Origin of the sequence: Cytobacillus sp. FSL R7-0680 (genome assembly GCF_038009245.1) — a bacterium.
Lineage (GTDB): Bacteria > Bacillota > Bacilli > Bacillales > Cytobacillaceae > Cytobacillus > Cytobacillus kochii.
Map to the genome: position 1 here is coordinate 1,251,835 of NZ_JBBPAO010000001.1, position 25,017 is coordinate 1,276,851.

Consider the following 25,017-nt stretch of genomic DNA (forward strand, 5'->3'; position numbering starts at 1 on the left):
AATACTTGTTTGTTAACAATGTGATTGTAAAAATTAAATCTTTCTATGTTCTTTCTGAAATCTGTCACAATTGAAAGAAATGAAAAGTATTTATGATTTTGGAAGAGAAACTGAAAACAATGATCCTTGATTTTGCTTAGAGGCAACTTTAATATAACCACCTTGGAGCATAATAATTTCTCTTGTCAAAAACAAGCCTATCCCTACACCTTCCATATGATACACCTCTTTAGAACGGTAAAACCGAATAAAAATCTTGTTTATTTCTGATTCTTTTATTCCAATGCCTGAGTCCTGGATGTCTATCCTACAGAAGCTTTCATATTCAAGTACTTTAATTGTTATTTCTCCTGCTTCTTTCGTATATTTATTAGCATTATCAACAATGTTTAATAATGCCTCTTTTGTCCATTTATAATCAAAACTAGCTTGTTCTAGCCCACATTGAAGATGAATACTTTGTTGCTTCTCGTTAAACATGGGCTGCAAATCTTTAATAATATCTTCTAGTAAAGGTCTCAATAACTGTCGTTTTGGCGTCACATGGATCATACCGGTTTCTAATCGCGAGGTATTTACTAAGGCTTGTACTAAAAAGCTTAATTTTGTCGTTTGATGGTTTAATTGATTAATATAAGTCTTTCCATTCACTGATAAGCCTTCTTCATCTAACAGTTGCCCATAAAGCATAATATTGGATATGGGTGTTTTAGTTTGATGGGCTATATCAGATATTAATGTCTTTATCTCGTCACGTTCTTTTGAAAGCTGTTCTTTAGATGTCCCACTTTCTAAGAGATACTGCCTCATCTTTGATTCTATCGCGGATAATTTTGACTCATCATACGTCGACTCTCTGAATTGTCCGTTCTTAGCTGATTCAATCATCTCAGATAAGCGATTTAACATTCGGCTCATTTTTCGCTCATAATACCATTTCCCAAATAGCCATGTGCTTATAATAGATACAATCATCACCAACAAAACAGCTATTTTTTCCATGAGTAGCCTATCCCGTATACTGTTTCAATTCTATTCTCTACCCCTAACTTATCTCTCAGCCTTTTAATAGCAACCGAAAGAGCATTCTTCTCAACAAATGCTGATTCATCCAACCATACCTTATCTATCAACAGTTCTCGTTGTAGAGTTTGCCCTCTATTGATGATTAATAAGCGCAACAATTTCTGTTCCGTTTTGCTTAATTCTATTGGCAGTGATTGATTCATAAATTGCATTTTTTCAAAGTTGAAATAAAAATTTCCGATTTGATAAATATCTGTATTCTGATGAGATTGTTGTCTACGGAACACCGCTGAAACTCTTGCCCGTAAGATCATTAAACTGAATGGTTTCGTTATATAGTCATCGGCACCAAGTTCTAACCCTCTCACAATATCGACTTCAAGATCATTTGCTGTCAGAAAGATGAAAGGACACAAGTCATTCTTCATCATAGCTTGAATCCATTCAACACCATTTCCATCTGGCAAATTAATATCTACAAGCATCAAATCATATATATCCTTATGTAAAGCAACAGTCGCTTCTTCTAATGTATATACTTGAGTAAATGAATAATTATCTTGTTTCAAACTCAGGGTAATGCCTTGATTCAGTGAAATATCATCCTCTATTACTAAAATTTTTTTCATCCTTACGCTTCCTTCCTAGAGACAATTGACATAAACCTGTCCCCCTTTTATTTATCCTTTCCATACTGGACGTATGTAAAAATGCATTCATCAGTTTTAAGTAAAAGCTACAAGTTAGCACCTCAATCAGGGAAAATCATCTTCTTTACATATTAAGTACTTCTCAGAGTTTGTGCAAACAACATCAGCTATTAACAATTGAACACGCTTCCCTTTATCTTGACCTTTTAGTGCTTGTTTCCCATTGCTTTGAAATTTCATTGATTAATGATAAACGCTTCATTTTTTCAAACATAATTAATATACATCCATAACAAATTCATGGTATAAACAGGTGTAGGAAGAAAATAATAGTAGGTATCCATATATGTAAAAGGGAGCGTGGATGATGACTTATATTTTATTACTTGTTGGATTCGCATTATTGATTAAAGGGGCTGATCTTTTTGTTGACGGTTCTTCCAATATTGCTAGGTTGTTAAGAGTCCCGCCCATTTTAATTGGGTTAACGATTGTGGCATTTGGTACAAGTTCACCTGAGGCTACTGTTAGTATTATTGCGGCACTTGAAGGAAGTGCAGATGTTTCACTAGGGAATGTACTTGGAAGCAATATCTTTAATATCACACTTGTGGTCGGTGTTACAGCCTTTTTATATCCATTGAAAGTACAAAGTGAAACCATAAAAAAAGAAATCCCTTTCACATTACTTGCAAGTGTTACTTTGCTCATTCTTATGAGTGATGTGGCATTACAGGGTTTTGATAGTAATTTACTTACTCGTAGTGATGGTCTTGTCTTTTTATTATTTTTATCTATATTTCTGTACTATGTCATTGAAATTGGTCTAAAAAGTAGGCAGAATAAAGAAAATATAACTACTCCTAAAGACATTACGTGGGGTAAAAATATATTCATTTCGATTTTAGGTCTGGCGGCCATTATTTTTGGTGGGAATTTGGTCGTTAACAATGGGACAGAAATTGCGTACTCCCTCGGTATGAGTGAAACATTAGTAGGGTTAACAATTGTTGCAATAGGGACCTCTCTACCCGAGCTAGTAACTTCAATTACTGCAGCGTTAAAAAAAGAGAGCGAAATCGCTTTGGGTAATATTGTAGGTAGTAATATTTTTAATATTTTATTTGTACTTGGTGCCTCGGCAACCATCTCACCATTAGCCGTAAATGATAAAGTCTTTATTGATGTCATTCTTATGATAATCTTAACGATTGTTCTATTTATATTCTCGCGGACCAGTTTTAAAATCGGCAAAAGAGAAGGGTTCATTCTCGCTGTCGCATACATTATTTATTTGGTTTATATTATTATTCGTAATTAAAAAATGCTATAAAATAATTGAATGTGCATGATAAAAAAAGACTTCCATTTCTAGTTTGAAAGCCTTTTTTGTTTACCCTATATGTTTGGCTTACGACATTTGATAATAAAGCTAGTCGGTAATAGACTAGCTTTATCAGGTGAATACCAGACATTACTATGTCTTTCTTTATCTTCTTCTGTTATACAGACCTCTTCGATTATTTGCTCAATATGAAAGCCAGAAGCAATAAGTAAATTTATATATGTACTTAATTTATATTGTTGCATTGTTGCTGGTTCCTGCCATGCATGATGATTATAAGCACCTTCCTCATGATAGCTTTTAGTCATAACGAGTTGTCCATTTTCGTGGCTCATTCTATTATATAGTGGGTGCTCCCAACTAAAGATAAATAAACCACCATCATTTAAATATTGAAAGACATTGGCCAATGTCTTTCTTAAATCCGTCGACCATCCGATCGCGTATATTGAAAAGACAATATCAAAATACGCACTTGGGATACCAGGATTCTCTTCCATTGGAGACTCAAATAATTGAATCGATGTATTACTTTCTGCTAATAAGTGCTTAGCTGTTTGAATTTGCACATGAGATAAATCAAGCCCCCATAACTCACTAGGAGATTTTCCATCTAAATATTTGATTGAATGACCACTCCCACATCCTAATTCCAATATCCTCTTTCCTTTCACCTCACCGAATAACTGTAAATCTTCTTCTGTAGGTGCGAACGGACCATATTCAGGTAGCGGGTTTCTAGCAAAAAAACGCTCTGCGGCTTTATCCCAACTTTTTTTGTTTTGTACTAACGTTTCATTATTCATACTTTCACCTCTTAAGAACATACATTCGACTATTGAGTAGTGAAACCCTGCAAATTATTTTCGTATTTTAAAAAAAAGCGATATATACATACCATTGTGTATTATTCTTTTAGTCCTTTCCTTTCAGTTCTTTCCACCTAGCAATAGCCACATTCACTCGATGTGCATTTATAATTAACTATTCTAGCATGTTGCAAGATTTAAAATTTTTCTAAAAAAATTGAAAAGAGCATCCTAAAAATTAGGACGCTCCATTACTTTATGCTGTTACAGTGCTTTTATCGAATTCTGTTACAATGTAAGTTCCTGATGTATTAAAATTGCTCATTTCTTCAAAGATTTTTGTTACTTCTGATAAACTGATTTCTGCTGTTACCATCTTACCTGGTGTTATTTTCCCTTGCAATACTAAAGGAAGTAATGAATCAAAACGGTGATTCGGCATCCCTAAAGTTCCGATAAATTGGATTTCTTGCATAACCATTTGATCAATAGGTAAGGCAATCTTTCCGCCTTCAACCTGTGTTGTCACTCCAACTTGCAAGTGACGACCACGTTTAGCTAAACTATTAATCCCATTTAAACATGTATCTGCAATACCAAGGGCATCAATTGATACATTCGCCCCACCACCAGTGATTTCCTTCACTGCATGAACCGGATCTACTTCTTTACTATTAATCACTACATGTGCTCCCATTTGCTTAGCCAACTCTAGATTCTTTGGATTAATATCGACACCAATGACGGTTGCACCAATGGAAGCAGCAATATTAATGGCATTTAAGCCCACTCCTCCACATCCATAGACCACTACCCACTCACCTGGTTCCACTTTTGCTCGATCGACTACTCCATGAAAAGCTGTCATTAAACGACAACCTAATGCAGCACCATCTAGAAAACTAATTTCATCTGCTAAAGGAATAATATTGCGGTCACCCAATGGAACTCCTACATACTCCGCATACCCCCCATTGTAAGTCGAACCCGGAATAAAGGAAGAGTGACAGAGGTTAGAGTGGCCTTGTAGGCAATAAGGACATGTACCATCACTACCAGAGAAAGGAACGATAACGCGGTCTCCTTTTTTATAGTTTTTCACATTTTTACCTACTTCTTCGACAACACCAGTAAATTCATGACCTAATATTTTTTGGGTAATCGGTATATCTCCTGCCCAGTAATGCCAATCACTACGGCAAACGCCATTTGCTTTTACCTTTACAATCACCCCATTCTCATCAATTGTAGGGTCAGCGACCTCTTGAACAATTGCATTTTTTATTCCTTCAATTACTAATGCCTTCATAACATCAGCTCCCTATCCATGGTTAATGGCAACACTTTTTACTTTTGTATAAGCTTCTATACCTGCTAATCCTAATTCCGACCCTATTCCACTTTGCTTAAATCCAGTTAATGGGATATTGTCATCAGTTAAATAATATTCGTTGACCCAAACAGAACCAGCATTTAATGAATCAACCATTTTATGGGTTGTCTCTATATTTGTCGTCCACACACCTGAAGCTAGTCCATATTCTGTAGCATTCGCTCTCTCAACGATTTCCTCGATTGAATCAAAAGGCATAATGCAAAGGACAGGACCAAAAATCTCCTCATAGACAGACTGACATTTTTCATCAAGTCCTTCGATAATTGTTGGTAAATAGAAGTTTCCTTGTTGAAGATCTGGACTATCAGGTCGTTTCCCCCCGGTGAGAATGGTAGCTCCATCTTTTTTGGCAAGTTCAACATATTTTTCTACAGTGGTTATTTGGTTTTTCGAAATGAGTGGCCCCATTTGAGCATTTGGATCAAGAGGATCACCTAAAACAAAGCTTTCTGCTATTTCAACAAGCTTCTCCTTGACCGTATCGTAAACAGAACGTTCAATATATAGTCGTGAGCCTGCCGCACACACTTGCCCTGTATTCATGAGGATCGCTTTTATAGCGCCAGGAATCGCTTTGTTTAAATCCGCATCTGCAAAGATTATGTTTGGCGATTTGCCCCCTAGTTCGAGCGTGATTTTCTTTAAAGATTTCGAGGCTTTTTCCATAATTCGTCTTCCCACACTAGTTGAGCCTGTGAAACCGATTTTATCGATATCAGGGTGTGATGTAATCGCTTCCCCGAGCTTCCCTCCTGCACCTGTAACAATATTAACCACCCCAGGGGGAAAACCAGCTTCTTCTATTAATTTACCAATATATAAAGTAGATAAAGATGTTTGTTGTGAAGGTTTTATCACAACAGTATTCCCGGCTGCTATTGGAGCAGCAATCTTCCAACATGCAACTAAAGCTGGGAAGTTCCATGAGGTGATCTGACCACAAACACCAAGGGGTTCACGTTTAGTAAATGCATGGATATTTCCACCACTAGTTAGTTCGAGAGTATTGCCATAAAGCTTTGTTGCCCAACCAGCATAGTAACGAACATGATGTACTGCATTCTCTGCAAAGCCACCTGCAACTGCAAGTGTTCCACCATAATCAAGGGCATCCAGTTGCGTAATAACTTCTAAATTTTCTTCTAATAAATCCGCTAGCTTATTTAATAATCTAGCTCTCTCTCTTGGAGCTGTATTTTTCCAGCTACCTTCAAAAGCTCGTCTGGCAGCCTTTACTGCTACATCGAGATCTTCCTCATCCCCTTCATAGATTTTCGCCAGAATTTCATTCGTTGTTGGGTTAATAGATTCATACACTTTCCCCTTAATTGCCGGAACCCATTTGCCATTTAAGAACATTTCCTTTGTTCCACTTAAAAACGCTTGAACGATTGGATTAATTTCTAACGTAGTATTGGCCATGTTCATTCCTCCTAATCAGACTTGAATTTTATTAACTCCTAAAACATATCCTTTGTACCCCTGTTGAGAGACCTCGTTACATATTTGGCGATAATTGTCTAAACCGCCTAAATAAATTAAGAAATCTGATGACTTTCCATCAATATTAGATCCTGTATACCAGGACGCTGTTTTTGTAAATAGCGTATTATGGGCAAGCTCTGTACAATCCTTACTCCATTGCCTTTGTGCATCCTCAGTTGGCTCAATCGTTTTCAGATGATGTTGACGCATGTACTTTAGGCAATCTGATATCCATTCAACATGTTGTTCAATGGCTGACGGTACATTGGTTAAAACAGAAGGACTTTGTGGCCCAGTAATCGTAAAAAAATTTGGGAATCCTGCTAAGCCAAGTCCTAAATACGTCTCAACTTTTTTCCCATTTTGCCAATTGTCTCTAAGGGATAGCCCTTTACGTCCTTTTATATCTAGTTTCAATAGCGTCCCTGTCATGGCATCATAACCAGTTGCAAAAACAATCAGATCTAGTGGATATTCTTTTTCCGTTGTTTTAATTCCGTTTTTTGTTATACACTCAATTGGTTGCTGTTGTAAATTTACTAATGTGACATGTTCTTGGTTATACGTATCATGATAGTTTGTATCTAAGATTGGGCGTTTTGTTGCGTAGTAATAATATGGAAGGAGATCTTCAGCAACTTCGGGATTTTTAATTTTTGCACGAATTTTATTTCTAAGAAATTCTGATACTAACTCATTTGATTTCTCATTAATCGTTATATCATTAAATGCATTGTTTAAAATCATCCCCCCTTTGTCCCAAGCATTTTCTAAGATTGTATTGCGTTCCTCTTCTGGCGTTTCTACTATGGATTTGGTTGCTTTAGGAATGGGTAATCCTGAAGGTGAGGTTAACATGATTCTTCGTGCTGAATGAAACTCATCTTTAAATTGTTCAACTTCCTCGTGCGTAAATGAACGATTTCTAGTTGGTACAGAATATTGCGGTGTTCGTTGAAATACATAGACTTCTTTCGCAGTTTCTGCAATAACAGGAATCGATTGTACACCACTAGAGCCTGTGCCAATCACTCCCACACGCTTGCCTTTAAAATTAACGTCAGTATGTGGCCATTCACCGGTATGGTAGCTTTGACCTTGAAAATCTGCAATCCCTTTAAAGTTGGGAATACTTGAGGTGGATAGGCAGCCGACGCCTGAAATTAAGTAAGTTGCTGCAAACTCATCACCTTTTCCCGTTGTAATGTGCCACATTGAATGTTCTTCATTCCAAACGGCCGATTTGACTTCCGTATTAAATTGCATATATTGCCTAACATCTAATTCATCAGCTACGAAATTCAAATAGCTTAAAATTTCATCTTGACCAGCAAACCTTTTAGACCAAGACCACTTTTTATATAAATCCTCTGAGAACATAAAATTATAATAAAAACTATCTGAATCACATCGGGCACCAGGATACCTAGCGACATTCCACACGCCACCAACTCCAGCTGCCTTTTCAAATGTCTTTACAGAAAAACCGTCTTCGTGTAATTTATACGTCATATAGATTCCAGAAAAGCCAGCACCAATCACTACAGCGTCAACATATTGAGTCATTCCTTATCCCCCTTTGTAGTGTAATAGATGATTTTTAGAACATATGATCTTTAGCTACTTATTTACTGCTTTCTCTCCCCCTTGGTGGACATTATTTAAAAATTTCACAATATGTTGAACAGACTCTTTTGTTTCTTCTTCAAAGAAATCCATATTACTGTAATAACCATGGACTGCCCCTGATATCACTTCATATTGAACAGGTACACCGTCTCGTCTTAACTTTTCTGCATAAGCAATTCCCTCATCTTTTAGAACATCATTTTCCGCTGCGATAATAATAGTTGGGGGTAGCCCTTGAACAGTATCGTATTTTAATGGTGATACATCGGGATGACTATACATTTTTTCATCACCTACATAATGGAAACCAAACCATTTCATAAGATCTCGATCGAGACCATATCCTTCAGCAAATTCATTATAAGAATTGGTATTGAATTCCAAGTTTGTGACTGGGTATATAAGAACTTGTGATTGAATGGATGGCCCATTGTTTAAAGCTCTCTTGGCAATAACCGTGGATAAGTTCCCACCAGCACTATCTCCACCAACAGAAACTTTAGTTAAATCTACATTAAGCTCTTCTGCATGATTAGCTACCCATTCTAGTGCTGTATAGCAATCATTCATTGGAATGGGAAATTGATTTTTCGGAGCAAGACGATAATCCACAGAGATAACTACCGTTTTAGCCTCTGTCGCTACTAATCGATTGGCCGCTTCAAACATTTCAACAGAACCAATGACCCAACCGCCTCCATGATAATAAACTAGTGCTGGAAAAGGCCCTTCTCCTTCCGGTGAATAAATACATAATCGTATTTCTGCTCCATCATTTACTTTAATTAAGCGCTCTTCTCTGCGATGAATATGAGGTAGAATATTTTGTTCAGGTATTGGGGCATTTTTCTGAATTTCCTTTAATTCAATTGGATCAAATGATTCGATTTTCGGACCAGAATAAAAGCTCTCCAAATACAATTTTGCTCTTTCAGATAAACTTGCCAAATGATCTCCTCCTTTTTACTCAGAAAATTGTAATCGCTTACAATGATATTGTATAATCTAAATATTCTAATAACTATTCCTACTTTTTGATAAAACAGTACATACTTTAAGTCAAATTACAAATAAACTATGCCATTAGGTAATGAATATATAAGACTAAATTAAAAAAGGAGAGTGTATTTATTGGTTAAATTAGATAAATGGGAAAGTAACGTAGATAAAATAAAGGCAGCTATCAATCAAGAGCATAAAATTAAAATAATATTGGAAAGCTTTCTTACTGATTTTTCATTAAATGAAGCGATGTTATTTCGATATTCTCCGATAGACCACTTAGCGGAGGGGATACTTTCTGCTACTAAGTCAGAGTTCAAACATATTTCCTCTATAAGGGATGATATCACTTCTATTCCGGCCATATTCAAAGCTATTAAAACGAGAACACCACAATATTACGAAGGAAATAACTTCCATTTAAATATATCAAAAAAATATATTATCGCAGATAACCAAGATGCTCTATTGGTTGTTCCTATCATATTTAACCAAGTTGTCATTGGCTATTTTCTGGGATCCCAATTTAAGAAGCCCTTTGACCTTAAACTATTAATAGAAGCAACTTTATTTAGCAAGGACATTGGAGAAATTTTATTCAATCAATTTAATTTTATCGAGGAGGCAGAAATAAAACTATCGAAACGTGAATACGAAGTAATGAAATGTACTGCAAGCGGTTATAGTACGAAACAAATTGCCCATATATTAGAGATTAGTGAAACGACGATTAAACAATATATCAAAAGTGTCATGGCAAAAACCAATACATTAAATCGAACACATGCTGTAGCGTTTTTAATTCAAAAAAATATTCTTAAATAAGATGGGATTTTGTTAGAATCTCTTTACGTTCTTGTGAAAAAATACAGCTCATAAAAGTATCCTTTTATATAATGTAGAATAAGGTTTTGGATAAAAGAAATACCCCTCTATAAAAGATGGAATTTTCATACTTTTATTCTATCTAAAAGGGAGAATATCATTATAATCTAATATTTGTTTTCTAGTATAATATTTCGTCTTAACGGAATCAAAATCGGATAGTTCTTTAAATCACTTGAATTAAACTCATAAAATCTTCCAAGATTGCATTGTAAAGCCTTAAACACTTAGCTAACTTCTAAAATGAATATTGCTTGCCTCCCTAATTTTAATTAATTACCAATTGTAGAAACAAAATATATTAATATAAATCACTCTTTCTAGCTCTATAATCACACCATTTTGGAACTCCTGGTTAATGACGTTAGAAGCATTATTTATCGGGATGTTCGCTCATACCCGTGGTTTAGTACCAGGCTTAACAGTTGAAACATGTGATCGGATTATTCCGTTATTCTTCTCTACTTATGCACCGGTATTTGGGGCGATTGTAGTAGCAGCTGTAATTGCAGCGGGAATCTCGTCTATTAATAGGGCGTTATTATCATCTGCTAGGTTATTAGTTAATGATATTTATGCCCGATTTATCAAAAAGAACGCTTCTTCTGCTGAGATTTACCTTGAAGAAATATCATCAAGACCTGAATTTCAATCATTAGAAAATGAACTAACGAGTGGAGGTAGCTCCATCGTCAACCCACTTGGGCAATTTATAGCCGAGCCTGTATACGGAGAAGAAAAGATTATTTATGCCGATATTATTCTCGACCAAATAGCAGAAAGCAAATTTGACTTTGATGTATTTGGCCATTATGCAAGGCCTGATATCTTTCAACTGACTATCAATGAAAAAGAACAGGAAAACGTCGTTTGGAAAGGATAAAATGATAAAATGCTCGCTAAGATTTTGATTTTCTAAGCACGAACCAGGGGATTCTAGGGTTAGATCTAACCCTAGAATTCCCTATATAAACTTGGTAACCAATTTTAAAATCATACTAAATAAGTATAAGAGCAGTAGTCAAAAATACCGGATGTAATAATTATACATTATTTCAAACTATTAGGATTTGTAAATGACTTTCGCTATTCACACCTCTATTTGTTATAGCTTTAAATAAAAGAATGAACTATAAAAACTGTTTGTACAACTAAGTTAGACTTATGTGATTTATGTCTCATATGTTTATCTAACCATTGCGACATTTTCAACATTTTTTGACATCTATTACCTTAAATTATAGATATGTATAGTTGAACTCATATCAACACCGTTTGGTAAACAGATACCATATACAAGTTAGAGTCATTTAGCAACACTACACTTTGTACATTAAATATATCTGATCTGAAATATACTCTGAACTATAGTGAATCCCCTTTCGTATCCACCACATAATGATGCCTACTAAAGAGGCAGTTTTAATTTCAATGGAAACATAATCGTCAGGTAAATCTTTCTCTGTATTCTCTCTTCGTACTTCTATTAATTTTCTTATCTGTAGAAATAATTGATCCTCAAACTGATTTAAATTGAATAAAGTTTGTAAATAGTTTCGATGGATATACAAGAAATCTAATAAATGTGTTAGTTGCTGTTTTTCTGTTAAATCTTTTACTTGAATTAATGAAAAGATTCTAGAAGAAAGATCATTTACTAGCTCTTCTGTCACTTGCGTTAATAAGTCTTCTATATCTAAATAATGCAAGTAAAATGTGGTTCGATTTAAGCCTGCTTTTCCAGCTACTTTCTGAACTGTCAAATTCGAAATGGTGTAGCCTTCCTCTCCTAAGAGAGAGAGTACAGATTTTTTAAACATTTCTTTTGTACGTATGGTACGTGGATCTTCTTTTTTAGAATTAGACATTTATAACTCCTTCGTATATTTTCATTTGACTTCAACGACAACTACTGATCAATATGTCGATTAGTATACACTCGCAAATAAAACTGTTCATGGTCATCAAATTATATATTTGTTACTATAAATTTTATCGACGTCATGTTGATAATGCAAATTGGAGTAAGGAGTATATATATGGAAAAGGAAATAACCAAAAGAAGTAAAAATATTTTAATGGTTGTATTAATTGCTGGCTGCTTTTTATCAACATTAAATCAGACTTTATTAAATGTGGCTATGAGTGGTTTTATGGAGATTTTTGAAGTATCCGCTGCAACTGTACAATGGTTATCAACGGGATTTATGTTAGTAAACGGGGTTTTAGTACCGATAACAGCATTTTTAATGAAACGATTTACAACTAGACAGCTATTTATTAGCTCGATGTTCTTTTTATTGTTTGGTTCAGTCCTATGTGCTTGTTCAATCAATTTCGGCATGTTATTAACAGGAAGAATGATTCAAGCCATTGGTGCTGGCATTATCATACCTTTATTAATGACAGTTGTTTTGTATTTATATCCGATTGAAAAGCGTGGAAGTGTTATGGGTACTATTGGCTTTGCGATGATTTTTGCACCAGCTATTGCTCCTACATTATCCGGTTTTATTATGGAATTTTCATCATGGAGATGGCTATTTATTGGAATAACTCCTTTTATATTAATCGTTATTATACTTGCCTTTAAATATTTAATGAATGTGGCAGAAACATCAAAAGCAAAGTTAGATATTCTAAGTGTCATTTTATCAACATTTGGTTTTGGTTCTATTTTATTTGGATTTAGTAGTGCAGGAAGCAAAGGCTGGGATGACCCTGTTGTTATTACGACCATTATTACCGGATTAATTGTTACGACTTTATTTTGTTCACGTCAATTGACTTCCAAAGATCCATTGTTAAATCTATCTATATTTAAATATAAAATATTTACACTCACATCACTAATCAATGTACTAATTACTATGATTATGTATGCTGATTTAATCCTACTACCCATCTACTTACAGGATGGTCGAAGTTTTACAGCTTTTGAAGCAGGTTTACTTTTATTACCTGGTGCGATAATTAATGCTTTCTTATCACCGGTCACAGGTAGGATGTATGATAAATACGGCGCCAAGCCACTTTTTATAACAGGTCTAGTGTTTATTATTATTGCGATGTGGGGCGTGATTGATTTATCAGCATCAACTACCTATTTTTATTTATTGTTACGAACATGTATTTTACGAATTGGCTTAAGCTTTATTACGATGCCTATAAATACAGCGGGTTTAAACGCGTTACCAAGAGAGTTAGGTTCCCATGGTTCAGCAGTAAACAATACTATTCGTCAATTAGCAGGTGCGATTGGTACTGCAGTAGTTATCACGATTTACACCATTCAATCTACTTCTTATGCTCAAGAATTATCCCTTGAAAATGGGCATATTTCTGCCGTTCAACTTGCTAAATTGGCATCTATCTTTGGCTCAAGTAGTGCCTATATATTTATGTTAGTTTTATCTTTTGCGGCACTAATTTTAGCATGTTTTATGCCTACTCAAAAAGCAAAGAATCACAAAAATACAACTAAAAAAAATGTATTTAAACAAAGCCCCAATTAATTTACAAAAAATAGCATACCTAACGTTTTTATCAGGTATGCTATTTTTTGTACACTTAATAAATAGCAAACACACAAAATAGTACTCTCATTTTATTACTAAAATCTTACTCTCTTATTACCCTCACCTACCTAAAACGAACTGTGACTCTGCATCTTCAGATTTATCTTCTAGAGGAATAATTCTTAGTCATTTTTACTTATTCAGCACTACTCTTCTTGCTATTAAATCTGATCGCATTTTTCATAAACTAATTTTCCTCATTTATTAATAGCTTTCTTTTTTGAAAGTGAACCAAACAAATTATTTTGCTCTCTTTTCAGCTAATGAAATATCAATCTTCTTTTAAAAATTATATATTCATATTGACAAACCACTAAAAACATTATACTCTTTAAAACGTAATCGTTACGATTAAACAGAAAAGACATGCATCTGAGGAAATCATACTCTATACATATTGATCAGCCTTCTAAAAGTATATTCTTTAAAACGTAATCGTTACGATTAAATCCAACGCGAAAGGATGTTTATTTTGAAAAGACCGTATTTATATTTAAGTGTATTGGCTTTAAGTTTAGCATTAGTAGCTTGTCAAGATTCAGAAAAAACAGCAACTACTAACAGTACTTCTGCAGAAGAAGGGGAATCTACAAATGATAATGCAACTTCAGCAGAAACAGCAGATATTGCGATCGATGGCTTAGGTGATCATTATCACACTGGGGATACCATTGAATTGGCTGCTGTATTAAGTGAAGATGCTGATTATGATCACTGGCATTGGTATACAAGAGAAAGTGGTCAATCAGAATGGGAGGTTGCATCTGGTCAAGAAGGTGACACCTTCTCAGGCGAAGCAAGCGTCGATGGTTTAGAAATTAAAGCAGCTCTTTACAACGATAATCATGAGGTATTTGCTGAATCAGAACCGGTAACTATTGTTATTGATGATCATCATGGGAATGATGAAGAAAGCAAACAAATTTATCAAGGGTATTTTGATGATGATCAAGTAGCAGATCGTGAATTAACAGACTGGGAAGGCGATTGGCAGTCTGTCTACCCTTACCTTTTAAATGGTGATTTAGATGAAGTCTTTGCACATAAAGCTGAAGAAGGTGACATGACTGCGGAAGAATACAAAGACTATTATACAGAAGGTTATGTAACAGACGTCGAGCGTATTGTTATTGATCATGGTAATGTAACGTTTTACAAGGACGGAGAAGAGTTTTCTGGAGACTACGAATATGATGGCTATGAAATTCTGACTTATGAAAAAGGAAATCGCGGTGTTCGTTTTATCTATAAACTTGCAGAAAAATCTAATGAGATGCCTCAATACATTCAATTTAGTGACCATATCATATCCCCTCAGAAATCTAGTCATTTTCATCTTTATTGGGGAGATGATCGCGAGAAATTATTGGAAGAAGTAACTCACTGGCCGACTTATTATCCATCTAACTTAGACGGCGATGATATTGTCCGTGATCAATTAGCCCATTAATACTTTGGAGAAGAGATGGATTGGTCCTCTCTTCTCTCTACTTTTGCAACACATTCTAACAAGGAGATTCATAGATAAAATGAAAAAACACCAAACTATATTCATATGTTTTACCGTGATAGCATTTCTTTTTGGTTGTCAGTCTCAAAATTCAAAAGAAGTTGGAAATAAGAATGAATCTGAAATAACTGTTGTCGCTTCCTTCTTACCGATGTATGAATTCACCAAACAAGTAGCTGGTGATCGAGCAAATGTTCAACTTATGGTTTCAGAAGGTCAAGATACCCATCACTACGAGCCTAGTGCCCAAGATGTAGCTGCTGTCAGTCAAGCAGATGTGTTTGTCTACAGTAGTGAAGAAATGGAGTATTGGGTAAAGAGCCTACTTAATACGGTAGAGAACAACAATCTCGTTATAGCACGTGCTGCAGACGGTCTCTATGAATCAAACCATGAAAATGTGCATGATGAACACGACTCAACTGGAACAGAACAAGTGAAGATCAATGGGGTAGCAGATCATTACCATACGGGTGATGAAATTCAACTTTCAGCTGAATTAATAGGAAATGCCGATTATGATCACTGGCATTGGTATCAGCAGTTAGATGAGAGTGAAGAATGGGAAGCTATTTCTGAGCAAAGTACTGAAACGTTGACAATGGTTGCTCCAGATAAAAGTTTAAATATTCGTGCTGTTATTTATGATGATAATCATAATAAATATGCAGAATCAGAGCCAGTAGAAATTAATATTGATAACCATGATAACCATGTAGACACTGAACATAACCATTCCAAGAAGGAAGCGGAAATAAACATTAAAGGGTTAGCAGATCATTATCATACAGGTGATGTTGTTACATTAGAAGCTGTGCCGACTGATTCATTCAATCATAATCATTGGCATTGGATGATGAGAGAAGATGCTAACCAAGAATGGAAAGCAGTACCAAAACAAGTAACCGATCATTTTGAGTACAAAACCACAGGAAAAAGCTTTGAATTGAAAGCTGTTCTTTATGATGATAAACATCATATTCAGGCAGAATCTAACCCTGTATCTGTGTTAATTGATGATCACGAAGAACAAGATCCTCACATATGGCTTGATCCAGTTTTAGCACAAAATCAAATCAAAGCGATTCGTGATGCCTTAATTGAGGCAGATCCAGGTGGAGAAGAAATATATGAGAAGAATGCTGAATCCTTTATGAATGAACTTAAGGATCTAGATGAGGAATATCAAACTACTTTAAAAGATGCGAAAAATCGTGTTTTTGTCGTGCAACACCAGGCATTTGGCCATCTGGCGAAACGTTACAACCTAGAACAAATTGCGATTGGGGGATTATCTACAGAAGTTGAGCCCAGTCCTTCACGTATTGCGGAAATCGGTCATTTAGTCGAAGAGAATAACGTACCTGTGATTTATTATCAACAAGGAGCGAGCTCCTCTATTGCTCAAACCGTTGCATCAGAGACAGGAACAGACACAGCTGTATTGTATGATTTAGAGGTACTTTCTGAAGAATTATTAGAAAATGACTTAGGTTATATTGAAGCTATGCGTCATAACCTTAAAGCATTGCAACTTAGTGTACATTAGAATCAATTGGTGAAGGCGGTTATTTAAAAAAGGCTAACTAACTAAGGTTTGGGTTTGCATCATTCTAGTTAGCCCATCTGGATAATTTAACTTCTATCTAATAGATAAAGAATCAGATAGACGATCCTGCAATCCTTCCACCTTATTTTTGGAAAATGAAGAAAGGTAGATGAAAAAGTGTTCTATATAAAAGTAGATGATCTCTCTTTCCACTACGAAAAAGAACCCGTCTTAACAAATATTTCATTTGAGCTAAACCCGGGTGATTTTGTCATGTTAACCGGTGAAAATGGCGCCGCAAAAACAACTTTGTTACGTAATATCTTAGGATTGCTTAATCCTACTATGGGGGAAGTTACGCAGTCTCCTACGAATCGATATGGTGAGAAGTTAGTGGTTGGATATGTTCCCCAACAAGTATCTTCATTTAATATTGGTTTTCCTAGTACAGTCTTAGAATTAGTTCAATCAGGACTCTATCAAAGGGGCAAGTGGTTTAAAAAGTTGACTGATTCGGATAAAGATCAAGTGAAACGATCCCTTGAATCTGTAGGATTATGGGAGATGCGTCATAAAAAAATTGGTGAATTATCAGGAGGCCAAAAACAACGAATATCGATCGCACGTGTATTTGCTACAGATCCGGACTTATTTGTTCTAGATGAACCTACTACAGGAATGGATAAAAAATCACGGGAGGAATTCTACCAATTATTGCGACATCAAAGTGAAATACACGAAAAAGCAATTCTGATGGTGTCGCACGACCACGACGAATTACGAAATTATTGTAATAAACATATTGAACTTGTTCGAAAGGAGGAATTGCCTTGGAGATGTTTCTCTATGAATTCATGCAGAGAGCTTTCCAAGCCTCGATTCTCATCTCTTTAATTGCCCCTATGCTAGGCTTGTTTCTCATACTACGGAGACAGTCTCTGATGGCAGATACTCTAGCTCATGTTTCTTTAGCTGGTGTAGCACTTGGATTATTAGTTAGTATCAATCCGACTTGGACGAACATTATTATGGTGGTGATCATTGCGATCTTACTTGAATACTTACGTATGTTATATCGCACCTATTCAGAAGTTTCAATTGCTATTTTAATGTCTGGCGGGATGGCCTTAGCATTGTTTTTAATGAGTTTGAACCAAGGTGGAACTACACTTAATATCAATCAGTTTTTATTCGGTTCTATCGTAACAATTAGCACACAACAAGTATGGATGCTCTATCTCTTAGCGGGAATCATCGTCATACTGTATATCATTTTCCGTAAGGCGATGTACGTTTTAATATTTGATGAAGAAACAGCGTTTACTGCTGGATTACCAATAAAAACGATGTCGATTACTTTTAATGTATTAACCGGAGTAACAATTGCTATTATTATGCCTATAGTTGGCTCCCTGCTCGTATCCGCCATTTTAATTCTTCCTGCAGCCATTTCTATGCGATTGAGCCGTAGCTTTGCAAGCACAATTCTACTAGGGATACCTATTGCGTTGACTGGTATGTTAAGTGGTTTATTTACATCTTATGAGTATGGTACGCCTCCGGGTGCCACTATCACTTTAATCTTATTAGCCCTATTTGTGATAGCAATCATAGTAAAAAAAGTGATAAAACAAAACCAACAGGGAAAAATTACTTTGAAAGAACAGCAGTAAATGGTACAACATCATAAAACCAAGCTTCATAAGGTTCTGGTTCTATGTCTTGTTAGGGTGGGGATACTATCTCCACCCTTAATTTATCTTATAGATACTTTTATTTAGAGTATTTATATTCAGAGGTTAAGTAGTTTTTTAACTCTCCACTTAAATCTTGTTCTATTTCCCTTTACATCTAAATAAGTTTCACATTCATATAAAATATTTTTCAAGTATCATAATATCTTATCTGTTTGAAATAGCGTTCCGTACATATCGAACATTTATGTATACTCTCTATGAATAACGTTCATGGCCTCTTCTATCCCTTCAACCACCTTATCCAACTCAATGTCTTTGAGTCTCTCCTGGTGCTCTTTTAATGTTTGCTCTCCTGCCCCAGTTTTGACTAAGATTTTCATTGCCCCTACTTTTGAAGCGGCAACCATATCACTCCAGCGGTCGCCAATTACGACGGTTCGAGCTAGGGAAAGCTTATAATCTTCTGCTGCTTGCTGGAGCATTTCAGTATTTGGTTTGCGACATTTACATTCCGCTTCAGGGGCATGAGGGCAAATATACCCTTGATCGAATCCGAAAGAAAGTAATTCGTGAATAAATGCCGTTTTTGTCGTTAATCCTTTCGCAATTCCAGGTTGGTTCGTGAAAGCAAAAACCTTTATTCCCTTTTCCTGTAACTTCCTTATATTTTCTTTTACTCCGGGGAAGAGTCTAAATTCCCCAGGATAATGGATGGTGTCATCGCCACCAATTGTGCCATCTCTATCTAAGAAAACGGCTTGTATTTTATTGTTTTTCTTCATGATGACTGTTCCCCCATAGGCGATTAACCGTTAACAGTTTTTCTTCAGCAAAAACCATCTCATAAATATCAGGTTTTGTTGTTTGTTGAAAAAATTGAAAATTAAACTGTTTTTGAAAGTAATTCATTATAATCGTCATGATATTTCCATGTGTCCCAATAACAATAGATTCTCCCCTGTAATTGTTTAAAATCTCTTTTATGACTGGAATAGAACGTTCTTGCGCGGCACCTGTGGATTCTCCTCCAACTAAACAGTAATTTTCGTCTTTAAATGACTGCTCAATGGCGGATAATAATTCCTTTTCTTCTGCATGGTAATCGAGCCCCTTAATTGGTCTTTCTCTTAGATTTTCATATGTTTTGATTTGTAGTTGCCTATTTTCTGCAACCTCTCGAACAGTCTCGATTGCGCGTGTATATGGACTAGAGATGACTCTATCAATCTTTTTATCCTTTAAAACCTCAGTGACCTTAATTGCTGCTTCTCTTCCCCTTGGCGATAAACCTCTCGTTTTCTCCTCACCAAATATAAACGGTGATTCTGCATGTCTAACCATATATATTGTCGTTACCATAGATTTCCCCCTATCATTCTCTATAAGACCCGAAAAAAAATCCGATAATTTCGAGTCTTATAGTTAACGTAAATCCAAATATATAAAATTCTTTATACAATCTTTACTCTTCTTTTTACGCTAAGAATCGAGCACAATGACATTCTTTATTCTGCTCCACCATCATGTTTATCTTGACCTAGGGAAAAGCCTGCAAATAATCGAGCACCATATGGAAGCAACACCTCATAAGTAAGTGCGATTAACCCTGCTTTATTATTTTACTGATCCAATTGAGGATAAGAAGGACCAAAAAAATGAAGTACGAGATATCTATACCCCTTTATTTATAGTAGTAGAGAAGGTTAAAAATGGGGAACTATAAATTTGCGAAAGGCATGGTGTGAAACATCCAACATGCCTTTTCTTTTTTCTATTTAATCTTTATCATACTTATAATAGATCTGGTTTTACAGAAACTTCTCATAACAAAAACATTCATATGCTCGCTTATACTGTGACTTCACTTCTTCTTTGTTATCACCGACATAATGCGCGAAGATTGTCATTGGTAGGATATTTTTCTCTTTGCTATAAATGACATCACTACCCTCTTCTTCATTGATATAAAGATGAAGATAGGAGTAATCACTAGTAAATCCGTTTTGTTGGTACCAACTGTTGACTCTATTATCGTCTCTCGTCCACGCTTCAAACCGATTGATGTTTTTTTACGAGCTATTCGCTCAGCTTCTGTCAGTAATGCCCGGGCAATCCCTTGTCTTCGGTAATCTGGATGGACAGCGATATGCCATAACATGCCACCGAGTCCACTCCCATGGAAACAAATACTTCTTTCTTCATTTTCATATTCTACATCGATCAAGCCGACAACTGTTTTGTCCATGATAGCTATGAGTTCAATCGCTTGATTTTCGTAATGCTCTTTTGCAGTTAAAACATTGTCATAATAAGCTGAATCCAAAAAGGCAAGTACTCTACATCTCACCCAACCTATTTCATCCTCTGGTCTATAAGCTCTTATTTCCATTTACTCTCTCCTTAAGTAAAAGAATCCCCTAAACACCTACATGCAATTATTGTTAGATTCATTGTGAACATGGCAATCACTCCTTTCAATATGAAAGTCTTAATGATTAAAGATAAAAGGCATTAAATAAACAAACGAGAAGTCCAGTTTCTATGGATATAGAACCAACACACTTTGCTAAACGGCCTCACATCCCATTCTATAGAACAAGATTGGCGAGAAACAATGCCTTTTTTGTAAAACGAAATAGCCGATTACTATTATTTTGATATTGCTTGGCATGAATGTCTTTCTCTCGAGATTCCAGTTATCCATTTGAAAATAAAAAGAGCACGTTCTTTTTCTCCATGCTTTACTTTACATTTCGATTACAATAAAAAACAGGTGGAAATTTGATACAGATGATTATCTGGTCAATTTATAAATTGTAGCCTATTTTATTTTCTGTATTTCCTATTTTTTCTAGCAAGTATTCAACTTCCTATTACTTTTTTTGCTATAATTAATAGTATCATATTTTGGAAAAAATGTAATTTTGTAAGAGGAGTGAAATGATTTTGTTCCAGTTCTTTCAATATAATTGGCAAGTGAGAGATGAATGGTTGACACTGTTGAAAGACATCCCTCCTGATGAACTATTAAAGGAGAGGGTCGGTGGTGTCAGGAGTATTCTTTATACCTTCTTCCATATCATTGATGTGGAGTATAGCTGGCTACGATGTATCAATGGAAAAGAAGATGTACTATTTGATTATAGTGACTATCAGACACTTGATCGTATTCATTATCTATCAAATCAACTAAGAACTGAAATAAGCGCTACCTTTCCTCATGATGTACCTATAGATAAACAAGTATTTATTCCTTGGGACTCTAGTCACCAAAATGTGACTGCGATTCTTCATCATATAATTGCCCATGAAATTCATCATATCGGCCAGTTGTCTATTTGGGCGAGAGAAATGAATTTACACCCTGTCTCTGCTAGCTACATTGGGCGGAAATTTTAATCGGAGGTATCTATGCGTCGTCTTACTTATTTTTGTCTTAGCTTAACAGTGTTGTTTTTATTATGCGGGTGTTCTGAAATGAGTAGGAATGAAAAATTAGAAACGAACTGGTCTTTCCAAACTGAAACCGGACAATCATTTAATATTGTAGAAATCCAACATTTAATGGAAAGGTACATAAAAGATCATGATGAAGAAGATGCTATATTCGCAGATTATAAAGAAGCGGTCATTGATCCTATTTATAATGATTGCTTTCTTGACGGCGAATTTCTTCATATCGCTGAAGATGTATTGTCACATAACCCGGAGAATTTCGACAAACTACAAAGAGCCATCGAACGGATGAATAGTAAGGAAGTAAAAGATAGCTTATCAGAAGCATTAGAGCTTTCTGCTGCTGCCTTACCGATAGAAAAGGAAATCAATGTATGCTTACTTCCTGTTTCCTACCCTGCTTTTGGAATGGCAGTAGGATCAGATAAGATTCTCATTTTGTTTGACGAGTACCTTTCCATCGATCGTTTTAAGGTTACACTCGCTCATGAATATCATCATAGTGCCTGGCAAGCTGCATATAGAGGGCCATCTGAGAAATGGACTGTCCTAGATAATATGGTTTTTGAAGGAAAGGCAGTGATGTTTCAAGAGATCATTTACCCTAATCAACAAATGATCAATACAAATGAGATTTATGATCAAGAGGCATGGGATTATGCTTCACCTCATTTCGAAAAAGGAACACTCGAGCACTCTAATGAGATTCTTTATGGCGGATTTGATCCACTGCCACCATTGTATGGCTATTCTGAGGGCTACCGTATGGTGAAAAATTACATTGAGAAAAATCCGAAAATGAGTATTCCGGAATGGACAAAACAAGACGCTGCCACTATTTTCAAAGAAGGTAATCATGAGGAAAACTATGATTAAGATAGGAGAGCTCTTATGCAACATGGAAATGTATTAATTCCTTCAAAAAAGGGACTGTTTCTCTATAAAAACACCTTTCAACAAGAAAGCTTATTACGTTCAGATGCTTCGTATAAATTGATATATGCTCTAAACGGACCCATTCATTACCATTTATCACAAAGAGTGGAAAAACTAAAGGTTAATCAATTTATTATGGTTGATCCATTTACACCTCATCAGCAATTATTTGTTGAAAAGCAAAAATTTCTTATTGAAATCAACCCTTCTTTTTTAAAAGATGTGAATGAATCTTTTGGTGTTGAACCTATTGATATTGCATTTGCAGCGGTTATTCAGCTCAATCCAATGATCACGAAATGGATTGAACTGGTCATTGAAATGATGACACTAGAAGAAGATCATCAACAGCCGATGTTTCGCTTATTCCTTGAGAACAGCTACACACAGCTAGCGATCCTTCTATTAAAACACACGATACATACGAATAACCATCAGCTACCAACAGAGCATTATCAAACCGTAGCACCTGCTATTTACAAAGTCACTTCCTCATTAAGAGAAGCCTATCAATCACCATGGTCACTCAATGACATGGCGGCAATTATTGATTGGGATATCTATCATTTCTCTCATTATTTTAAAGAAATCGTCGGTGTTTCACCCTATTCGTGGTTACAAATCTATCGTCTGCAACGAAGTTTGTTTTCATTGAAACAGAATGATACGACTATTCTCGATACGGCACTGAACGCTGGTTTTTCATCCATTGCTGTCTATAATCGCCTTTTTAAAAGAGTATATGGCATTTCACCTCGAACATTTCGAAACAACTTCACGAAGTAATAAAGTGTGAAGAGACATATAAAAAGGCCACATATTGCAAAGAGGAATCTTACTGGTACAATATTTGAGAATAAACCAAATAATAATAAGGAAAAGGCATTCGCACAATATAAAGTAAATGCGCTAAAACTAAAGCCTCGGCCCAACATCTCGTCTGGTAGGTGTTTTTGTAACAAATAAACTCTAGCTAACCCTGAAATCGGTAGACCAATCGCTGCGAGGGACACACCAATAAACAAAAATGGGAGCCCATTAACTAAACCGACGATACTAATGCCAGCTCCCCATATAAATGAACCAATTACATATTGCATCATAGTGAATCTTTTGATAAATAAAGGAATGATTACATTAACAACAATGACAAATAGGCCGTACCAACTGGTTAAAATACTGTACCATTCTTCTCCCTTTGTAACCATTTGTTCTACTAACAAAAATAATCCTACTTGCCAGACCCAAGTATGGAAAAATACAATCACAACAGTGATGAAAATGACATTCCTAAGAATATGGTGCCGTATTAACCAGTGAAAAAATTCCTTTAAGGACCTGTAAATTTTTAATTTATTCGTTTTGATGTCACTATGAATGTATACCTTCACAAATGAAAGGAATATTGCACTAACAAGATAGCTAACTATCGAAACTGTAAATAAATGTATTTTACCGATCGTAGCTAAAATGATGAGGTTTCCAACTGGGCCTACTATAACAACACCTCTTGTAATAGAGTCAACTAAACTGTTGGCCGTTGTTCTCTCTTCTTCAACAGTCACTTTCATCAATAACGCTCTACTCGCAGGATCATATAAGCAACCTATTGTATGTATAGATAAACAGAGAAAAATAAGGTGCCAATATTGTAATTGCTGAGTATAAAATAAAACAATCACTATCATAATTATCGGTATTTTAATGATTTCCATCCGAATAAGCCATTTCTTAATAGGAATCCAATCCGCTAATACGCCTCCTATTAATCCAAATAGCAAATATGGCAACACCTGTGCGGCCACCATAGCAGTTACATAGCTAGATGAACCCGTTAATGAGAAAGCAAAAAACAATAAAGCCATATTTATCATCATATTACCTAAACTGGTGAAACTCTTATTTAGTAAATAAAATCTGAATGCCCGGTTTTTTCGCAGGATAGATTGATACATCTCGATCACCTCACCTACTAGCTTATAGTCAAGCGAGGGATTTTTCTGCTATGATATTGCATATGTTTTCCACAATATCGTACCATTAAGTGGCATTAATATCAGAAAT

Annotated in this window: 22 protein-coding genes and 1 pseudogene; 11 read left to right on the top strand and 12 right to left on the bottom strand. The window is 35.5% G+C overall.

Translation table 11 applies throughout. The features are described 5' to 3' along the window. Positions 1-90: 90 nt before the first annotated feature. Together MKY26_RS06310 and MKY26_RS06315 are read right to left on the bottom strand one after the other, a co-directional pair. Positions 91-1,002: a sensor histidine kinase gene (locus tag MKY26_RS06310; RefSeq protein ID WP_341093702.1), complete on the bottom strand. Its 912-nt coding sequence runs from the start codon at positions 1,000-1,002 to the stop codon at positions 91-93. Continuing rightward, complete coding sequence (locus MKY26_RS06315) at positions 990-1,655, bottom strand: response regulator transcription factor (RefSeq protein WP_322909374.1); 666 nt, start codon at positions 1,653-1,655, stop codon at positions 990-992. The genes MKY26_RS06310 and MKY26_RS06315 overlap by 13 nt, the downstream gene beginning before the upstream one ends. 388 nt (positions 1,656-2,043) lie before the next feature. Between MKY26_RS06315 and MKY26_RS06320 the strand changes: the two genes are divergently transcribed. Further along, a complete protein-coding gene (locus tag MKY26_RS06320; protein WP_095373243.1) occupies positions 2,044-2,997 on the top strand; it encodes a calcium/sodium antiporter in 954 nt (317 codons plus the stop codon). 77 nt (positions 2,998-3,074) lie between these two features. Here MKY26_RS06320 and MKY26_RS06325 read toward each other — a convergent pair whose 3' ends face one another. The 5 genes from MKY26_RS06325 to MKY26_RS06345 form a co-directional block, all read right to left on the bottom strand. Then, a complete protein-coding gene (locus MKY26_RS06325; protein ID WP_341093711.1) occupies positions 3,075-3,827 on the bottom strand; it encodes a class I SAM-dependent methyltransferase in 753 nt (250 codons plus the stop codon). A gap of 259 nt (positions 3,828-4,086) precedes the next feature. Next, a complete protein-coding gene (locus MKY26_RS06330) occupies positions 4,087-5,139 on the bottom strand; it encodes a zinc-binding dehydrogenase (protein ID WP_095373241.1) in 1,053 nt (350 codons plus the stop codon). A 12-nt stretch (positions 5,140-5,151) separates the two neighbouring features. Then, complete coding sequence (locus MKY26_RS06335; RefSeq protein WP_341093721.1) at positions 5,152-6,648, bottom strand: aldehyde dehydrogenase family protein; 1,497 nt, start codon at positions 6,646-6,648, stop codon at positions 5,152-5,154. A 15-nt stretch (positions 6,649-6,663) separates the two neighbouring features. Beyond that, on the bottom strand, positions 6,664-8,277 hold the full coding sequence (locus tag MKY26_RS06340; RefSeq protein WP_341093727.1) for a flavin-containing monooxygenase: 1,614 nt from the start codon (positions 8,275-8,277) through the stop codon (positions 6,664-6,666). Positions 8,278-8,331: 54 nt separating this feature from the next. Further along, entirely contained in the window at positions 8,332-9,288 is a 957-nt protein-coding gene (locus tag MKY26_RS06345; protein WP_341093734.1) for an alpha/beta hydrolase, read from the bottom strand. 174 nt (positions 9,289-9,462) lie between these two features. Here MKY26_RS06345 and MKY26_RS06350 point away from each other — a divergent pair, with 174 nt between their 5' ends. Further along, the gene (locus tag MKY26_RS06350) at positions 9,463-10,167 is read left to right on the top strand and encodes a helix-turn-helix transcriptional regulator (RefSeq protein WP_307313787.1); all 705 of its coding nucleotides are present in this window, start codon (positions 9,463-9,465) and stop codon (positions 10,165-10,167) included. 418 nt (positions 10,168-10,585) lie between these two features. After that, positions 10,586-11,110: a sodium:solute symporter family transporter gene (locus MKY26_RS06355; protein ID WP_341093745.1), complete on the top strand. Its 525-nt coding sequence runs from the start codon at positions 10,586-10,588 to the stop codon at positions 11,108-11,110. Between the two features lie 436 nt (positions 11,111-11,546). Here the strand turns inward: MKY26_RS06355 and MKY26_RS06360 are convergent, their stop codons facing one another. Then, on the bottom strand, positions 11,547-12,095 hold the full coding sequence (locus MKY26_RS06360; protein WP_095373236.1) for a TetR/AcrR family transcriptional regulator: 549 nt from the start codon (positions 12,093-12,095) through the stop codon (positions 11,547-11,549). Positions 12,096-12,266: 171 nt separating this feature from the next. Here MKY26_RS06360 and MKY26_RS06365 point away from each other — a divergent pair, with 171 nt between their 5' ends. The 5 genes from MKY26_RS06365 (at position 12,267) to MKY26_RS06385 (ending at position 18,537) form a co-directional block, all read left to right on the top strand. Beyond that, the gene (locus MKY26_RS06365) at positions 12,267-13,742 is read left to right on the top strand and encodes a DHA2 family efflux MFS transporter permease subunit (RefSeq protein WP_341093754.1); all 1,476 of its coding nucleotides are present in this window, start codon (positions 12,267-12,269) and stop codon (positions 13,740-13,742) included. 526 nt (positions 13,743-14,268) lie between these two features. Next, positions 14,269-15,255 (top strand): ZinT family metal-binding protein, encoded by a 987-nt coding sequence (locus tag MKY26_RS06370; RefSeq protein WP_322909379.1) that lies wholly within the window; start codon positions 14,269-14,271, stop codon positions 15,253-15,255. Between the two features lie 79 nt (positions 15,256-15,334). Continuing rightward, the gene (locus tag MKY26_RS06375) at positions 15,335-16,864 is read left to right on the top strand and encodes a metal ABC transporter solute-binding protein, Zn/Mn family (protein ID WP_322909380.1); all 1,530 of its coding nucleotides are present in this window, start codon (positions 15,335-15,337) and stop codon (positions 16,862-16,864) included. Between the two features lie 177 nt (positions 16,865-17,041). Further along, on the top strand, positions 17,042-17,758 hold the full coding sequence (locus MKY26_RS06380; RefSeq protein ID WP_341093778.1) for a metal ABC transporter ATP-binding protein: 717 nt from the start codon (positions 17,042-17,044) through the stop codon (positions 17,756-17,758). After that, positions 17,695-18,537, top strand: a complete 843-nt coding sequence (locus MKY26_RS06385) for a metal ABC transporter permease (protein ID WP_218971965.1) — start codon at positions 17,695-17,697, stop codon at positions 18,535-18,537. Before MKY26_RS06380 ends, MKY26_RS06385 begins: the two co-directional genes overlap by 64 nt. A gap of 266 nt (positions 18,538-18,803) precedes the next feature. Here the strand turns inward: MKY26_RS06385 and MKY26_RS06390 are convergent, their stop codons facing one another. The 3 genes and pseudogenes from MKY26_RS06390 to MKY26_RS06400 form a co-directional block, all read right to left on the bottom strand. Beyond that, positions 18,804-19,343 carry an HAD-IIIA family hydrolase gene (locus tag MKY26_RS06390; protein ID WP_095373231.1) on the bottom strand — a complete coding sequence of 180 codons (540 nt, stop codon included), beginning with the start codon at positions 19,341-19,343 and terminating at the stop codon, positions 18,804-18,806. Further along, entirely contained in the window at positions 19,327-19,920 is a 594-nt protein-coding gene (locus MKY26_RS06395; RefSeq protein WP_095373230.1) for a histidine phosphatase family protein, read from the bottom strand. The genes MKY26_RS06390 and MKY26_RS06395 overlap by 17 nt, the downstream gene beginning before the upstream one ends. 449 nt (positions 19,921-20,369) lie before the next feature. Beyond that, positions 20,370-20,950, bottom strand: a pseudogene (locus MKY26_RS06400) (GNAT family N-acetyltransferase). Between the two features lie 557 nt (positions 20,951-21,507). Here MKY26_RS06400 and MKY26_RS06405 point away from each other — a divergent pair. The 3 genes from MKY26_RS06405 to MKY26_RS06415 all read left to right on the top strand — a co-directional run bounded on the left by MKY26_RS06405 (position 21,508) and on the right by MKY26_RS06415 (position 23,739). Further along, positions 21,508-21,960: a DinB family protein gene (locus MKY26_RS06405; protein ID WP_341098668.1), complete on the top strand. Its 453-nt coding sequence runs from the start codon at positions 21,508-21,510 to the stop codon at positions 21,958-21,960. A 78-nt stretch (positions 21,961-22,038) separates the two neighbouring features. Continuing rightward, entirely contained in the window at positions 22,039-22,893 is an 855-nt protein-coding gene (locus MKY26_RS06410) for a DUF2268 domain-containing putative Zn-dependent protease (protein ID WP_341093806.1), read from the top strand. A gap of 15 nt (positions 22,894-22,908) precedes the next feature. Further along, the gene (locus MKY26_RS06415; protein WP_341093815.1) at positions 22,909-23,739 is read left to right on the top strand and encodes a helix-turn-helix transcriptional regulator; all 831 of its coding nucleotides are present in this window, start codon (positions 22,909-22,911) and stop codon (positions 23,737-23,739) included. Here MKY26_RS06415 and MKY26_RS06420 read toward each other — a convergent pair. Next, positions 23,670-24,908, bottom strand: coding sequence for an MFS transporter (locus MKY26_RS06420; RefSeq protein WP_341093825.1), 1,239 nt, complete (start codon positions 24,906-24,908; stop codon positions 23,670-23,672). The two genes, MKY26_RS06415 and MKY26_RS06420, sit on opposite strands and share 70 nt — an antisense overlap. Positions 24,909-25,017: the final 109 nt, after the last annotated feature.

Bases quoted from the DNA above. Each gene is read 5' to 3' on its own strand.
- MKY26_RS06370 (WP_322909379.1), top strand. From the start codon at position 14,269: ATGTTTATTTTGAAAAGACCGTATTTATATTTAAGTGTATTGGCTTTA.
- MKY26_RS06310 (WP_341093702.1), bottom strand. From the start codon at position 1,002: ATGGAAAAAATAGCTGTTTTGTTGGTGATGATTGTATCTATTATAAGC.
- MKY26_RS06365 (WP_341093754.1), top strand. From the start codon at position 12,267: ATGGAAAAGGAAATAACCAAAAGAAGTAAAAATATTTTAATGGTTGTA.
- MKY26_RS06410 (WP_341093806.1), top strand. From the start codon at position 22,039: ATGAGTAGGAATGAAAAATTAGAAACGAACTGGTCTTTCCAAACTGAA.
- MKY26_RS06360 (WP_095373236.1), bottom strand. From the start codon at position 12,095: ATGTCTAATTCTAAAAAAGAAGATCCACGTACCATACGTACAAAAGAA.
- MKY26_RS06315 (WP_322909374.1), bottom strand. From the start codon at position 1,655: ATGAAAAAAATTTTAGTAATAGAGGATGATATTTCACTGAATCAAGGC.
- MKY26_RS06335 (WP_341093721.1), bottom strand. From the start codon at position 6,648: ATGGCCAATACTACGTTAGAAATTAATCCAATCGTTCAAGCGTTTTTA.
- MKY26_RS06390 (WP_095373231.1), bottom strand. From the start codon at position 19,343: ATGAAGAAAAACAATAAAATACAAGCCGTTTTCTTAGATAGAGATGGC.
- MKY26_RS06330 (WP_095373241.1), bottom strand. From the start codon at position 5,139: ATGAAGGCATTAGTAATTGAAGGAATAAAAAATGCAATTGTTCAAGAG.
- MKY26_RS06320 (WP_095373243.1), top strand. From the start codon at position 2,044: ATGACTTATATTTTATTACTTGTTGGATTCGCATTATTGATTAAAGGG.
- MKY26_RS06325 (WP_341093711.1), bottom strand. From the start codon at position 3,827: ATGAATAATGAAACGTTAGTACAAAACAAAAAAAGTTGGGATAAAGCC.
- MKY26_RS06355 (WP_341093745.1), top strand. From the start codon at position 10,586: ATGACGTTAGAAGCATTATTTATCGGGATGTTCGCTCATACCCGTGGT.
- MKY26_RS06395 (WP_095373230.1), bottom strand. From the start codon at position 19,920: ATGGTAACGACAATATATATGGTTAGACATGCAGAATCACCGTTTATA.
- MKY26_RS06375 (WP_322909380.1), top strand. From the start codon at position 15,335: ATGAAAAAACACCAAACTATATTCATATGTTTTACCGTGATAGCATTT.
- MKY26_RS06415 (WP_341093815.1), top strand. From the start codon at position 22,909: ATGCAACATGGAAATGTATTAATTCCTTCAAAAAAGGGACTGTTTCTC.
- MKY26_RS06340 (WP_341093727.1), bottom strand. From the start codon at position 8,277: ATGACTCAATATGTTGACGCTGTAGTGATTGGTGCTGGCTTTTCTGGA.
- MKY26_RS06420 (WP_341093825.1), bottom strand. From the start codon at position 24,908: ATGTATCAATCTATCCTGCGAAAAAACCGGGCATTCAGATTTTATTTA.